General features: G+C 73.6%; 13 protein-coding genes. 3 read left to right on the top strand and 10 right to left on the bottom strand.

The window, feature by feature from the left end; translation table 11 throughout:
• Positions 1-42 precede the first annotated feature (42 nt).
• From ABZ783_RS21580 to ABZ783_RS21545, 8 genes are read right to left on the bottom strand one after another with little or no spacing between them, the layout of a single operon-like run.
• Positions 43-816: a fumarylacetoacetate hydrolase family protein gene (locus ABZ783_RS21580; RefSeq protein WP_357441001.1), complete on the bottom strand. Its 774-nt coding sequence runs from the start codon at positions 814-816 to the stop codon at positions 43-45.
• Positions 813-1868 (bottom strand): 4-hydroxy-2-oxovalerate aldolase, encoded by a 1056-nt coding sequence (gene dmpG, locus ABZ783_RS21575; protein WP_073836608.1) that lies wholly within the window; start codon positions 1866-1868, stop codon positions 813-815. Before dmpG ends, ABZ783_RS21580 begins: the two co-directional genes overlap by 4 nt.
• Positions 1865-2830, bottom strand: coding sequence for an acetaldehyde dehydrogenase (acetylating) (locus ABZ783_RS21570; protein WP_357440996.1), 966 nt, complete (start codon positions 2828-2830; stop codon positions 1865-1867). Before ABZ783_RS21570 ends, dmpG begins: the two co-directional genes overlap by 4 nt.
• A gap of 53 nt (positions 2831-2883) precedes the next feature.
• Positions 2884-3681: a fumarylacetoacetate hydrolase family protein gene (locus ABZ783_RS21565; RefSeq protein ID WP_357440994.1), complete on the bottom strand. Its 798-nt coding sequence runs from the start codon at positions 3679-3681 to the stop codon at positions 2884-2886.
• Positions 3682-3737: 56 nt separating this feature from the next.
• Positions 3738-5219 carry a 2-hydroxymuconic semialdehyde dehydrogenase gene (locus ABZ783_RS21560; protein WP_357441118.1) on the bottom strand — a complete coding sequence of 494 codons (1482 nt, stop codon included), beginning with the start codon at positions 5217-5219 and terminating at the stop codon, positions 3738-3740.
• Positions 5220-5239: 20 nt separating this feature from the next.
• Positions 5240-6574, bottom strand: a complete 1335-nt coding sequence (locus tag ABZ783_RS21555; protein ID WP_357440991.1) for an NAD(P)/FAD-dependent oxidoreductase — start codon at positions 6572-6574, stop codon at positions 5240-5242.
• Positions 6571-7968 (bottom strand): kynureninase, encoded by a 1398-nt coding sequence (kynU, locus tag ABZ783_RS21550; RefSeq protein WP_357440988.1) that lies wholly within the window; start codon positions 7966-7968, stop codon positions 6571-6573. Before kynU ends, ABZ783_RS21555 begins: the two co-directional genes overlap by 4 nt.
• A gap of 14 nt (positions 7969-7982) precedes the next feature.
• On the bottom strand, positions 7983-8867 hold the full coding sequence (locus tag ABZ783_RS21545) for a tryptophan 2,3-dioxygenase family protein (RefSeq protein WP_357440985.1): 885 nt from the start codon (positions 8865-8867) through the stop codon (positions 7983-7985).
• 140 nt (positions 8868-9007) lie between these two features.
• On the opposite strand from ABZ783_RS21545, the gene ABZ783_RS21540 reads away from it, so the two are divergent.
• From ABZ783_RS21540 to ABZ783_RS21530, 3 genes are all read left to right on the top strand, one after another.
• On the top strand, positions 9008-9478 hold the full coding sequence (locus ABZ783_RS21540; protein ID WP_357440982.1) for an Lrp/AsnC family transcriptional regulator: 471 nt from the start codon (positions 9008-9010) through the stop codon (positions 9476-9478).
• A gap of 112 nt (positions 9479-9590) precedes the next feature.
• Positions 9591-10100 carry a hypothetical protein gene (locus tag ABZ783_RS21535; RefSeq protein WP_357440978.1) on the top strand — a complete coding sequence of 170 codons (510 nt, stop codon included), beginning with the start codon at positions 9591-9593 and terminating at the stop codon, positions 10098-10100.
• A 486-nt stretch (positions 10101-10586) separates the two neighbouring features.
• A complete protein-coding gene (locus ABZ783_RS21530) occupies positions 10587-11360 on the top strand; it encodes a class F sortase (protein ID WP_357441115.1) in 774 nt (257 codons plus the stop codon).
• 30 nt (positions 11361-11390) lie between these two features.
• On the opposite strand, the gene ABZ783_RS21525 is transcribed toward ABZ783_RS21530, so the two are convergent.
• Both ABZ783_RS21525 and ABZ783_RS21520 read right to left on the bottom strand, forming a co-directional pair.
• Positions 11391-11930 carry an HNH endonuclease gene (locus ABZ783_RS21525; protein ID WP_073836615.1) on the bottom strand — a complete coding sequence of 180 codons (540 nt, stop codon included), beginning with the start codon at positions 11928-11930 and terminating at the stop codon, positions 11391-11393.
• On the bottom strand, positions 11923-12045 hold the full coding sequence (locus ABZ783_RS21520; protein WP_274534575.1) for a hypothetical protein: 123 nt from the start codon (positions 12043-12045) through the stop codon (positions 11923-11925). Before ABZ783_RS21520 ends, ABZ783_RS21525 begins: the two co-directional genes overlap by 8 nt.
• Between the last annotated feature and the right edge of the window lie 112 nt (positions 12046-12157).

Genomic DNA, 12157 nt, shown 5'->3' with positions numbered 1-12157 from the left:
CCGCCCGGAGCCGGCCGGGCTGCCCGGCAGCCTCCACGCCGATCATGACGACGCCCGCAAGGAGGCGGTACCGAGCTTCTCGACCACGGCACGGACGTGGGCGCCCGGGCGCAGTGGCACCGCGGCCGTCGCGGCGCCGGCCAGGAAGAGCCAGCCCTCGCGCAGCCGCACGCCCTGCCGGCCGGCCAGCCGGAGCCCCTCGTCCAGGGCCCGGCGCGGGTCGCCGAGGATCGCCGCGGTCGAGCCGACCTGCGCCACCCGGCCGTCGATTTCCAGCAGCACGCCGAGGTTGTCCAGCCCCTCCGGCACCGGCGACCAGGGCCCGACGACGAACGCGGCGGCCGAGGTGTTGTCGGCGATGACGTCCGGCAGGGAGAAGGTGAAGTTGGCGTACCGGGAGTCGATCAGCTCGATGGCCGGGGCGACCGCGCGCACCGCGTCGGTGAACGCGCCGACCGGCTCGCCGGGTTCGGGCAGGCGGTCCAGCAGGAACGCCACCTCCGGCTCAACCCGGGGGTGGATGAAGGCGGCCACGTCGACGGTCCCGCCGTCGGGGACCCGCATCATGTCGGTGAGCCGGCCCCAGATCACCTCGTCCACGCCGACCTGGGCCATCTTCGCCTTGCTGGTCAACCCCATCTTCAGCCCGACCAGCCGCTCGCCCCGGTCGAGGCGCCGCTGGAGCAGCGCGGTCTGCACCGCGTACGCGGTGTCGACGTCGAGGCCGGTCTCGGCCGCGAGCTGCGGGATGGCGGTGGCCCTGTCGGCGGCCGCGCCCAGCTTCTCGGCTATCCCCGCGATGTCCGGCCCGATCATGAGTTCTCCTTGCCCGCGAGGTCCAGCGCCACGTCCACGATCATGTCCTCCTGGCCGCCGACCATCCGCCGCCGGCCCAGCTCGACCAGGATCGAGCGGACGTCCACCCCGTACTTCGCGGAGGCGCGTTCGGCGTGCCGGAGGAAGCTGGAGTAGACGCCCGCGTACCCCAGGGAGAGGGTCTCCCGGTCCACCTGGACCGGCCGGTCCTGGAGCGGGCGGACCACGTCGTCGGCCGCGTCCATCAGCGCGAACACGTCGCAGCCGTGCTTCCAGCCGTGCAGCTCGGCGACCGCGACGAAGACCTCCAGCGGAGCGTTCCCCGCGCCCGCGCCCATGCCCGCCAGTGAGGCGTCCACCCGGACAGTCCGCCCGGACGGGGAACCGAGTGGCCCGTCCCCGAGGATCCGGCCGTGCTCGACCGCGACCACACTGTTCGCCACCCCGAGCGACAGGTTGTGGTGGGCGTGGATGCCGATCTGCGTCTCCGGCTCGAGCACCTGCCGGTACGCGTCGATCCGCTCGGCCACGTCGGACATCAGCAGCCGGCCGCCGGAGTCGGTCACGTAGACACAGTGCGCCCCGTAGGACTCCATCAGCTTGGCCTGGGCGGCCAGCCCGGCCGGGTCGTTCATGTGCGACATCATCAGGAACCCGGCGACGTCCATGCCGTTCTCCCGGGCCCAGGAGATGTGCTGGGCGGAGATGTCCGCCTCGGTGCAGTGGGTGGCGATCCGGACGCTGGTCACCCCGAGCGCCTTCGCGGCCTTCAGGTCGGCGATGGTGCCGATCCCGGGCAGCAGCAGCGTGGTGAGCTTCGCGCCGGTCAGCACCTCGGCGGCGGCGGAGATCCAGTCGGCGTCGCTGGCCGCGCCGTGGCCGTAGTTGACGCTGGACCCGGCCAGGCCGTCGCCGTGGGCCACCTCGATGGCGGCCACCCCGGCGGCGTCCAGCGCGGCGGCGATGGTCCGCACCTGGTCCACGGTGTACCGGTGCGCGATGGCGTGCATGCCGTCCCGCAGCGTCACGTCCTGGATGTAGAGATCAGTCATCGGACGGTCACCTCCGCGTGCCGCGCCGGCGCGGGGCCGTGCCCGGCCGAGCGCAGAGCCACCAGCCGCTCCGCGGTGCGCAGCGCGGCCGAGGTCATGATGTCCAGGTTGCCGGCGTACGCGGGCAGGTAATGCCCGGCGCCGGAGACCTCCAGGAAGACGGAGACCTGCAGCCCGGCCAGCTGCCGCCCCAGCGACGGCACGTAGGTGTCGACCCGGTCGAACTGCACGTCCTGCTTGAGCCGGTAGCCCGGAACGTACTCCTGCACGGCGGCCACCATCTCGGCCACCGAGGCGGCGATGGCGGACCGGTCGGCGTCGACGTCCGAGCAGAGGCAGTAGACGGTGTCGCGCATCAGCAGCGGCGGATCGGCCGGGTTCAGCACGATGATCGCCTTGCCGCGCTCGGCGCCGCCGACCACCTCGATGGCCCGAGCGGTGGTCTCGGTGAACTCGTCGATGTTGGCCCGGGTGCCCGGCCCCGCCGACTTCGAGGCGATCGAAGCGACGATCTCCCCGTACGCCACCGGGGTGACCCGGCCGACGGCGGCGACGATCGGCACGGTCGCCTGCCCACCGCAGGTGACCATGTTGACGTTCGCCTCATGCAGGTGCTCGTCGAGGTTGACCGGCGGCACCACGTACGGGCCGATGGCGGCCGGAGTCAGGTCGACCACGGTCCGGCCGTGCGCCCGCAGCACCGCGTCGTGGCGGCGGTGCGCGCCGGCCGAGGTGGCGTCGAAGACCAGCTCGACGTCGGCGAACTCGGGCAGCGCCACGAGCCCGTCCACGCCCTCGGCGGTGGTCGCCACGCCCAGCCGCCGGGCCCGGGCCAGGCCGTCCGACGCCGGGTCGATGCCGGCCATCGCCACCATGCGCAGGCGGTCACTCAGCCGCAGCACCTTGATCATCAGGTCGGTGCCGATGTTGCCCGACCCCAGCACCGCCACTCCAACTGTCATCGCCGAGCCCTCTTCGTTCACGACTGCGGGGCTCGCAAGCTCACTCCTCGCGCTCACGACGCCTCCTTGGAGAAACAGGTCCGCACCGAGCCGAGCCCGGAGATCCGCGCCTCGTACGCCGCCCCGGGGGTGACCGGCACCATCGGGCCGAGCGCCCCGGAGAGCACCACGTCCCCGGCGCGCAGCGGATCGCCGGCGCGGGCCATCGTGCCGGCCAGCCACTCCAGCGCGTGCAGCGGGTTGCCGAGGCAGGCCGCCCCCGCCCCCACCGAGACCGGCTCACCGGCCTGCTCCAGCACCATGCCGCACAGGCGCAGGTCCACATCGGCGAGCCGGCGGGGCGCGGTGCCGAGCACGAAGAGCCCGCTGGAGGCGTTGTCCGCCACGGTGTCCACGATGGAGATGTCCCACCCGGCGATCCGCGAGTCGACGATCTCGATGGCCGGCAGCACGTGGTCCACGGCCCGGATCAGGTCGACGGTGGTGACCCGCTCGTCGGGCAGGTCCGCGCCCAGCACGAAGGCGATCTCCGCCTCCACCCGGGGCTGGAGCAGCCGGCCCATCGGCACCTCGACGCCGTCACCGACCGCCATATCGTCGAAGAGCACCCCGAAGTCGGGCTGGAACACGCCGAAGCTCTCCTGCACCGCCCGCGAGGTCAGCCCGATCTTCGCCCCCACCCGGCGGTGGCCCTTGCCGAGCCGCTGCCGGGTGTACACCTGCTGCACCTGGTAGGCCGACTCGATGTCGCCCTCCGGCAGCAGCCGGCCCCGCAGGGGCGGGCACGGCTTCTCGTCCTGCCGGGCGACGGCCAGTTCCCGGTTGGCGGCCTCGATGTCGACGGTGGTCATCCCCGCTCCTCGCTGCGCTCGCTGACGACCCCGTGCATTCTGCCCGGAACGTGCGCTCATGTGAGGTCCACACAGACGTTGGTGAGCTCAGAGTAGAAGTCGAGCGAGTGCACCCCGCCCTCCCGGCCGACGCCGGAGGCCTTCACCCCGCCGAACGGGGTGCGCAGGTCGCGCAGGAACCAGGTGTTCACCCAGACGATGCCGGCGTCCAGCCGGGACCCGGCCCGGTGCGCCCGGCCCACGTCGCGGGTCCAGACCGTCGCCGCCAGGCCGTAGTCGGTGCCGTTGGCCAGGGCGTACGCCTCGTCCTCGTCGTCGAAGGGTGCGACGTGGACGACCGGGCCGAAGATCTCCTCCCGGTTGGTGCGGGCGTCCGGCCCGAGCCCGGTCAGCACGGTCGGCTGCACGTACGCGCCGCCGTCCCGAGCGTCGCCGAAGCGCGGCACCCCGCCCCCGGCGCACACCTCGGCGCCTTCGGCCCGGGCCAGGTCGTAGTGGCCGAGCACCTTGTCGCGGTGGCCGTGCGAGATCAGCGGCATGTTCGCCGTCGCCTCGTCGGCCGGCCAGCCGTACGCCAGTTCGTCGGCGCGCTTGGCGAGCCGCGCGGTGAACTCCTCGAAGACCGGCCGCTGCACGTAGATCCGCTCGGTGCAGAGGCACACCTGGCCGCCGTTGGTGAAACTGGACCGGACCGACCCGGCGACCGCCGCGTCCAGGTCGGCGTCGGCGAAGACCAGGCCGGCGTTCTTGCCGCCCAACTCGAAGCTGACCGCCTTCACCCCGTCCGCGGCGGCCCGCATGATGGCGCTGCCGGTGGCGGACTCCCCGGTGAAGGTGATCGCGTCCACGCCCGGGTGCCGGGTGAGGAACTCCCCGGCCGAGTCGGGGCCGAAGCCGTGCACCAGGTTGAACACGCCCTCCGGTACGCCCGCCGCGGCCATCACCTCGGCGAGCAGGGTGGCCGACGCCGGGGTCTCCTCGCTGGGCTTGACCACCACAGCGTTGCCGCAGGCCAGGGCCGGGGCGACCTTCCAGGTGAGCAGCAGCAGCGGCAGGTTCCACGGCACGATCACCGCGACCACACCGACCGGCTTGCGGACCGCGTAGTTGAGCGCCCGGCCGCCGGCCGGGGTGACCGTGGTGAACGACTCAGTCGGCGCGGTCGCCACGATCTCGGCGAACGCCCGGAAGTTGGCCGCGCCGCGCGGGATGTCCAGCGTACGGGCCTGGGAGATGGCCTTGCCGGTGTCGGCCACCTCGGCGGCGACCAGATCGTCGAAGCGGCGTTCCAACTCGTCGGCGATCCGCCGCAGCACCTCGGCGCGCTCCCGCTCGCCCATCCGGCCCCACGGGCCACGCAGCGCCGCCCGGGCCGCCGCCACCGCGTCGTCCACCGTGGACGAGTCGGCCTCGACCACCTCGAAGACCGGCTCGCCGGTCACCGGGCTGCGCTTGGTGAACCGCCGCCCGGCGGCGACGAACTCGCCACCGACGAAGTTGCGCAGCAGGCCCGGGCCGTCCGGCGCGTGCCCGGCCATCAGCCGCGGATCCCAGAGCCTCATCGCCGCCTCCCTCGCCCGAGCACCATCGCCGCGCCGGCCAGCGCCGCCACCGCGCCGACCGCGACCGCACCGAGCACCTGGTACTGCCGGCGCACCCGGCGGCGCACCTCGGCGTACGGGGTGGTGGAGAAGGAGACCAGCTCGTACTGCGACACGTACCGGCCGGGCAGCGCCCGCTCCAGGGCGTGCTCGATCCGCTTGCGGGTCTGGAACACCGGCGAGGCGACCTTGTCCCGCATCTCCACGAAGTTGGCCAGCGCCATCCGGGCGATCGCCTCGGCGTTGGCCTGCCGCCGCTGCTCGAACAGCGGCAGCGCCACGGACCACTGGTCGCCGCACTCGTCCAGGCAGCGGTCCAGCTCGACCACATCCTCGAACGCGCAGTTCGCGCCCTGGCCGTAGAACGGCACGATGGCGTGCGCCGCGTCGCCGAGCAGGCCCACCCTGCCGTCCACCTGCCACGGGGTGCAGCGGACCGTGCCCAGCACCCCGACCGGGTTGTGCTGGTAGTCGTCCACCAGGTTCGGGGCGAGCGGGATCAGGTCCGGGTAGTGGGTGTGGAAGTACCGCTCGATGGCGGCCGGGCTGCCCAGCGAGGCGAAGCTCGCGGTGCCGTGGGTGGGCCAGAACAGGGTGCAGGTGAAGGAGCGGTCCGGGTTGGGCAGGGCGATCATCATCGAGGTGCCCCGCGGCCAGATGTGCAGGGCGCCCGGATCCAGGGCGAACTCGCCGCCGATCGGCGGGATGCTGAGTTCCTTGTAGCCGTAGTCGAGGAAGTCCAGGCTCTCGGTCAGCGCGCCGTACCCGAGGAGCTGCCCGCGCACGGCGGAGCCGGCGCCGTCGGCGCCGAGGATGACCGACGCGGTGGCGGTGACCTTGCCCTGCGGGGTCTCGAAGGTCATTTCCCCGGTCGTCGGGTCGAGCCCGACCAGCCGGTGGTCGAACGCGACCCGCACACCGGGCCGCGCGGCGGCGGCGGTGAGCAGGGCGTTGTTCAGCGCGCCCCGGCTGATCGAGTTGATCGCCCGGTCGCCGGAGCCGCTGTACGACTGGAACTGCGGCTCCCCCTCGACGGGGTGGATCATCCGGCCACGCATCGGCAGCGCGTCCGCCATCACCTGCCGCTCCAGCCCGATCCGGCGCAATGCGTCAAGGCCGCGCTCGGACAGCGCCAGGTTGATCGAGCGGCCCCGCTCGACCTGCCCGCTGCGCGGGTCCGGCCGCCGCTCGTAGAGGGCCACCGGGTAGCCGCGCCGGGCCAGGTAGCAGGCCAGCAGGCAGCCGGCCAGCCCCGCCCCGACGACGGCGATCTCGTCGCGTTCCCTACTCATGCGGTGGCCTCCACGGTCGCGGCCAGCGCGTCGGCGACCCGCCAGCAGTCGTGGTACGTCGAGTAGAGCGGCACCGGGGCGAACCGGACGATGTCCGGCTCCCGCGCGTCGGCGATCACGCCGTGCTCGTGCCGCAGCCGCTTGGTCAGCTCGTTCGCACTGCCCACCCGGCTTCCTTCCGTTCGCGACTGCGGGGCTCGCAAACCCGGCTCACTCCTCGCGCTCACCCTGCTCCCTTCCGTTCGCGACTGCGGGGCTCGCAAACCCGGCTCTCTCCTCGCGCTCACCCCGATCCGCACGGAGAGTTGGCAGCCCCGGCGGGCCGGGTCGCGGGGGGTGACCACGGTCAGCGGCCGGCCGACGGTCACCTCGTCCAGCAGCCGCTCCAGGTAGCCGGTGAGCCGGAGGCTGCGCTCCCGCAGCGCCGGCATGCCGACCGAGTCGAAGAGTTCCAGCGAGGTACGCACCGGGCCCATCGCGAAGATCGGCGGGTTGGAGATCTGCCACGCCTCGACGGTGGCCGGCGGCCGGGAGACCGGGGTCATCTCGAACCGGGTGGCGGCCTCGGTGCTCCACCAGCCCTCGAACCGGGGCAGGCCGGGGTCGCCCAGGTGTCGTTCGTGAACGAAGACACCGGCCAGCGCGCCCGGCCCCGAGTTGAGGTACTTGTACGAGCACCAGGCGGCGAAGTCGACGTCCCAGTCGTGCAGCGCCAGCGGGACGTTGCCGACCGCGTGCGCCAGGTCCCAGCCGACCACCGCACCGGCGGCCCGCCCGGCAGAGGTGATCGCCGGGACGTCCATCAGCTCGCCGGTCAGGTAGTTGACCCCGCCGAGCAGCAGCAACGCCACGGTGTGCCCCTCGGCGGCCAGGAAGTCGAGGACGTCCTGGGTGCGCAGGGTGTCCTCGCCCGGGCGCGGCGCCAACCGGACCACGGTGGCGTCCGGGTCCAGGCCGTGGAACCGGGCCTGGCTGCGCACCGCGTAGCTGTCCGACGGGAAGGCGCTGTCCTCGATGACGATCCGGGTCCGCTCGCCGGCCGGCCGGTAGAAGCTCACCATCAGCAGGTGCAGGTTGACCGTGAGGGAGTTCATCACCACGGTCTCCGCCGGGAGCGCGCCGACCAGGCGCGCGGCCGGCGCGGTCAGCAGCTCGTGGTACGGCAGCCAGGGCCGCTTCGCCTCCAGGTGCCCCTCCACGCCCAGCCGGCGCCAGGCGTCCAGGTCGGCGAGGAGTTCGTCCCGGGTGGCCCGGGGTTGCAGGCCCAGCGAGTTGCCGGCCAGGTACGCCACCTCGGGGTACCGCCCGCCCTCGGCGGGGGGCACGTGGAACAGGTGCCGGTGGCCCGGGTCGGCGGCGTCGAGCCGGCGGGCTTCTTCTTCGGGGGTGGGCATGTCCTTCTCTCCGGTCACATCGCGGTCCGGGCCGACCACAGCTCGGGGAACACCACCCGGGCCATGCTGCGCTGCAACCAGGCCAGCCCGGCCGAGCCGCCGCTGCCGACCTTGGCGCCCATGGTCCGCTGCACCGCCTTGATGTGCTGCCAGCGCCAGTCGCCGAACCGCTCGGCCACCTCGGTCAGCGCCTCACCCAGCAGGCGCAGGTGGTTGTCCGGGCCGCCGTCGGCGTAGATGCGCACCCAGGCCGCCTCGACCGTGGGGTGCGGGTCGTGCTCGGTCGCCACGTCCCGGTCGAGCAGTTCGCCGGGGAGGTCGAAGCCGCGCCGGGCGAGCAGGGCGATCACGTCGTCCCAGAGGCTCGGCGTGGCGAGGGCGGCGGTCAGCTCCGCGTGCACCTCGGTCTGCCGGCGGAACGGGCGGATCAGGGCCGGGTCGCGCAGGCCGAGCAGGAACTCCAGCTGCCGGTACATGGCGGACTGGAAGCCGGAGCCCTCGCCGAGCCGGTCGCGGAAGCGGTTGAAGTCGGCCGGGGTCATCCAGCGCAGCCCCTGCCAGGCGGCGTTGAGCCCTTCCAGGTGCAGGGCGGCGCGGCGCAGCGGGGGCAGCGCCTCCCAGATCCGGTTGGCCCGCAGCTCCCGCTGGGCGTGCCGCAGCTCGTGGCAGGTCAGCCCGAAGTACAGCTCCATGATCTGGCTGACCATCAGGAAGGACATCTCGCCCGGATCGTCGCTGAGCGGCTCCTGCAACCGGTGCAGCGTGCTCGCCCGCACGTAGGCGTCGTAGGGCACCCGGTCGGCGAACTCCAGCGTCGGCTCGCCACCGTTACGCGCCGCCCGGGCCGCCCGCTGCTGCGGGGTGGCCGGACGAACCGCCGTCGTCTGTTCCACCGTCATCTCCCTCGGTACGCGGGGTAGACGACATGATCCCGCTCCTGGATCCGCGAATGGAATGCCTGTTCAACGGCGGTACGGTGGTTTGACCTGTCGTGTTGAAGGCCGCACGGCTCCCGGGTTCACGAAGGAAAGGTCACGCAGTGGACGACATGGACTGGGCCCTGCTGCGCGAGCTCCAGGCCGACGCCCGGCTCTCGTTCAGCGAGTTGTCCCGCCGGGTGCACCTGTCGCCGCCGGCGGTGGCCGAACGGGTCCGCCGGCTGGAGGAGTCCGGGGTGATCACCGGCTACCACGCGCACGTGGACCTGACCCGGGCGGGCCGTACCGTGGTCGCCCTGATCCGGATGTCCTGCTACGGGTCCCGGTGCATCCTCAACGACCCGGACGTGGCGGGCTGGCCGGAGATCATGGAGATCCACCGGATCACCGGGGACGCGTGCAGCATGCTCAAGGTCGCGGCGGGCTCGATCGACGAGTTCGAGCGGGTCATCGACCGGCTCGCCCCGTACGGCCAGCCGTCCAGCACGATGGTGCTCTCCACCCCGCTGGACTGGCACCCGGTCACCCCGCTGCCCCGCACCGGATCATCGTCGGCCGGTCGCCGCCGCTGAGCGTGATCCCCCGGTCGGCGGTCCCGCACCGGTTTGCCGCGGCGCCAGCGGGAAAGCAGCCGGCACTGCCCGTCAGCAGGATTCCGGTGCGCCGCACCGGGAGGGGGGAACCATGCGAGGGCTCGTGTCACACCGCGCCCTGTCCGCCGTACTGGGCGTGCTCGCCCTGGTCGGGGCGTTCATCCTGATCACCGCCACGCCGGCCCGCGCCGGGGAGAACGTCTTCGTCGAGGTCACGCCGAATCCCGCGCAGGCCGGCACCCGGGTGAACATCCGGGCCAGTTGCGACAACGCGAACAACCGGCAGGCCGAGGTGAACTCGGACGCCTTCGGGCGGGTGATGCTCCGACCGGACAACGGCTTCCTCACCGGGGCGGTGACCATCCCGGCCAACAAGCAGGCCGGTGACTTCCCGGTCGACCTGCGCTGCTCCAACGGGAACACCGCACAGACCGTGCTGACCGTGCTGAACATGGCCCAGCCCAGCAAGGGCCCGGCCACCGGCGGGGGCGGCACGGCGGGCGGCCGGGGCGCCGGCTCGCTGCTGCTGGTCGGCGGACTGGTCGCGGTGGCGGTGGTGGCCGGCGTCGGCGCCCGCCGCAGGACCGGGTCGCGCTTCTGACGAGGTGCGGCCATGGCAGGCCCACGGACCCGACCCGGCCGGCAGCCGGACGCCCGGGACGACGGTCGTAGCCCGCGGATCCGCGGCGACGGCCGCACCCCGGCGACGCGGGATGGAGCCGGCGGTGTCGCCGCCCTGACCGGCGCGCCCGTGCCGGCCGGCCCCGGCGGACGCCCCACGCGGATCGACGGCAGGGGCCGCGGCCTGCGGATCCAGGGCGACGGCCGGGCCGCCCGTCGGGACGGCCGCATGCCGCCGGCCCCCGGTCGCCGCGGCACCCGCATCCACGGCGACGGCCGCACCCGGCGGATCGGCGGCCGGCCGGCCCGCCTCGACGGCAGCCCGCGCATCCAGGGCGACGGCCGCACCCGGCGGATCGGCGGCGGCCGCGGCCGGCCCGCCCGGGGCGTGGGCCACGTGCGGAACGTCCGGCCGCAGGCGAACCGGGACGCCCACAGGACCCGGCCCGGCACGGCCGGCCGCAGGCTGCGGACCTCGCTCCGGCTGGTGACCCGGGCGACCCGTCGGTTCGCCCGCACCGCCGGCCAGGCCGCCACGGCCAGCGTCGCCACCGCCGACCCGCGCGCCCGCACCGCGCCGGTCCGGCCCACCCGGACCGCCGCCCGCTGGCGGTACGCGGCGCGGCGCGGCCCCGGCGCCCCGGTGCTGGTGATCGGCACGCTGATGGTGCTGATCATCGCGATGCTCGGCGTGGAGCGAGTGACCGGTGTCACCGTGCTGCCGGACCGGCTCTTCGCCGGGATACGGCCGCCGCCGAAGAAGTTCCCGGTGCTGGCGGCGAGCCCGCCGACCGACATCGCGATCGGCAAGCTCGGCCTGCGTGCCCCGGTGCACCGGGTCGGCATCGCCGCCGACGGCAGCATCGCCGTACCCGCGCTGGAGCGGGCCGGCGAGGCCGGCTGGTACGACCAGGGACCGACCCCGGGGCAGAACGGCCCGGCGGTGATCGTCGGGCACGTCGACACCACCACCGGCCCCGCCGTCTTCCACGATCTCAAGAAACTGGACGACGGCGACCGGGTCGAGGTGACCCGGGAGGACCACTCGGTGGCCGTCTTCGCGGTCACCTCCGTGCAGCGGTACGGCAAGGAGCGGTTGCCGGTGAACGAGATCTTTGGCGACTTCAGCCAGCCGAACCTACGCCTGATCACCTGCGGCGGCCGATGGGTGGGCGGCGCGACCGGATACGCCGACAACCTGGTGGTCTACGCGTCACTGGTCGAGGCGCGTGGCCCGTGAGCCCGGGCTCAGGGCGGGCGGTGAGCGGGCTCAGGCGGCCTCGGGCTCGGGCTCGCGCAGGTCCAGCCAGTCCGCCCAGCGCGGGTCCGGCGCCCGGTGCCCGAGAACCCGCCAGGCCGTCCCTTTCGGGGCCGCCGGCAGGCTGTGCAACCGCCAGCCCAGCTCCGCCGGCGTCTTGTCCCCTTTGGTGTGGTTGCACCGGGCGCAGGCGGCGACCACGTTCTCCCAGGCGTGCCGGCCGCCCCGGCTGCGCGGGAAGACGTGGTCGATGGTCTCGGCCGGGCCGCGGCAGTAGGCGCACCGCCAGCCGTCCCGGGCGAAGATGGCCCGGCGGGAGAGCCCGACATGGGTGCGGTAGGGCACCCGGACGTAGCGGGTCAGCCGGACCACCGAGGGGACCGGGAGCGCGTTGCGGGCGCTGTGCAGGACGCCGTCGCCGTCCGCGACGCAGACGGCCTTGGCGGAGAGCACGAGGATCGCGGCGCGACGCACCGACACGACACACAGCGGCTCGTAGGTGGCGTTGAGAACGAGTGCACCGGAGCCCGCCGTGGGTCGTATGTCAGGCATCGTGCTCACCCTCCCGGTCCAGCCGCTCCTGCCGCTGTTTGCGCCGGGGGGTGCCCCGCAGGCAGCGGGGAGCCGCACCGACGCCGGCCGGATCACCGACGTCCGCTGCGCCCATCGTCCCTGATCGGACCCGCGATTGCACGTACTAATCCGGGGTACCCTCATGAACCTTTCGTGGCTGTGCCACGATGACCGGTTCACCGGGAGGTCGTGACCGGGCCCCCGTC

Source organism: Micromonospora sp. NPDC047738 (genome assembly GCF_040642675.1).
GTDB lineage: Bacteria > Actinomycetota > Actinomycetes > Mycobacteriales > Micromonosporaceae > Micromonospora.
The sequence above is the reverse complement of the archived record's forward strand: the minus strand, read 5'-3'. Positions and strand labels throughout refer to the sequence as shown.

What these genes read in the sequence shown, in the direction of transcription:
- ABZ783_RS21580 (WP_357441001.1), bottom strand. Translation starts at nt 816, where the DNA reads ATGATCGGGCCGGACATCGCGGGGATAGCCGAGAAGCTGGGCGCGGCC.
- dmpG (WP_073836608.1), bottom strand. Translation starts at nt 1,868, where the DNA reads ATGACTGATCTCTACATCCAGGACGTGACGCTGCGGGACGGCATGCAC.
- ABZ783_RS21570 (WP_357440996.1), bottom strand. Translation starts at nt 2,830, where the DNA reads ATGACAGTTGGAGTGGCGGTGCTGGGGTCGGGCAACATCGGCACCGAC.
- ABZ783_RS21565 (WP_357440994.1), bottom strand. Translation starts at nt 3,681, where the DNA reads ATGACCACCGTCGACATCGAGGCCGCCAACCGGGAACTGGCCGTCGCC.
- ABZ783_RS21560 (WP_357441118.1), bottom strand. Translation starts at nt 5,219, where the DNA reads ATGGCCGGGCACGCGCCGGACGGCCCGGGCCTGCTGCGCAACTTCGTC.
- ABZ783_RS21555 (WP_357440991.1), bottom strand. Translation starts at nt 6,574, where the DNA reads ATGAGTAGGGAACGCGACGAGATCGCCGTCGTCGGGGCGGGGCTGGCC.
- kynU (WP_357440988.1), bottom strand. Translation starts at nt 7,968, where the DNA reads ATGCCCACCCCCGAAGAAGAAGCCCGCCGGCTCGACGCCGCCGACCCG.
- ABZ783_RS21545 (WP_357440985.1), bottom strand. Translation starts at nt 8,867, where the DNA reads ATGACGGTGGAACAGACGACGGCGGTTCGTCCGGCCACCCCGCAGCAG.
- ABZ783_RS21535 (WP_357440978.1), top strand. Translation starts at nt 9,591, where the DNA reads ATGCGAGGGCTCGTGTCACACCGCGCCCTGTCCGCCGTACTGGGCGTG.
- ABZ783_RS21525 (WP_073836615.1), bottom strand. Translation starts at nt 11,930, where the DNA reads ATGCCTGACATACGACCCACGGCGGGCTCCGGTGCACTCGTTCTCAAC.
- ABZ783_RS21520 (WP_274534575.1), bottom strand. Translation starts at nt 12,045, where the DNA reads ATGGGCGCAGCGGACGTCGGTGATCCGGCCGGCGTCGGTGCGGCTCCC.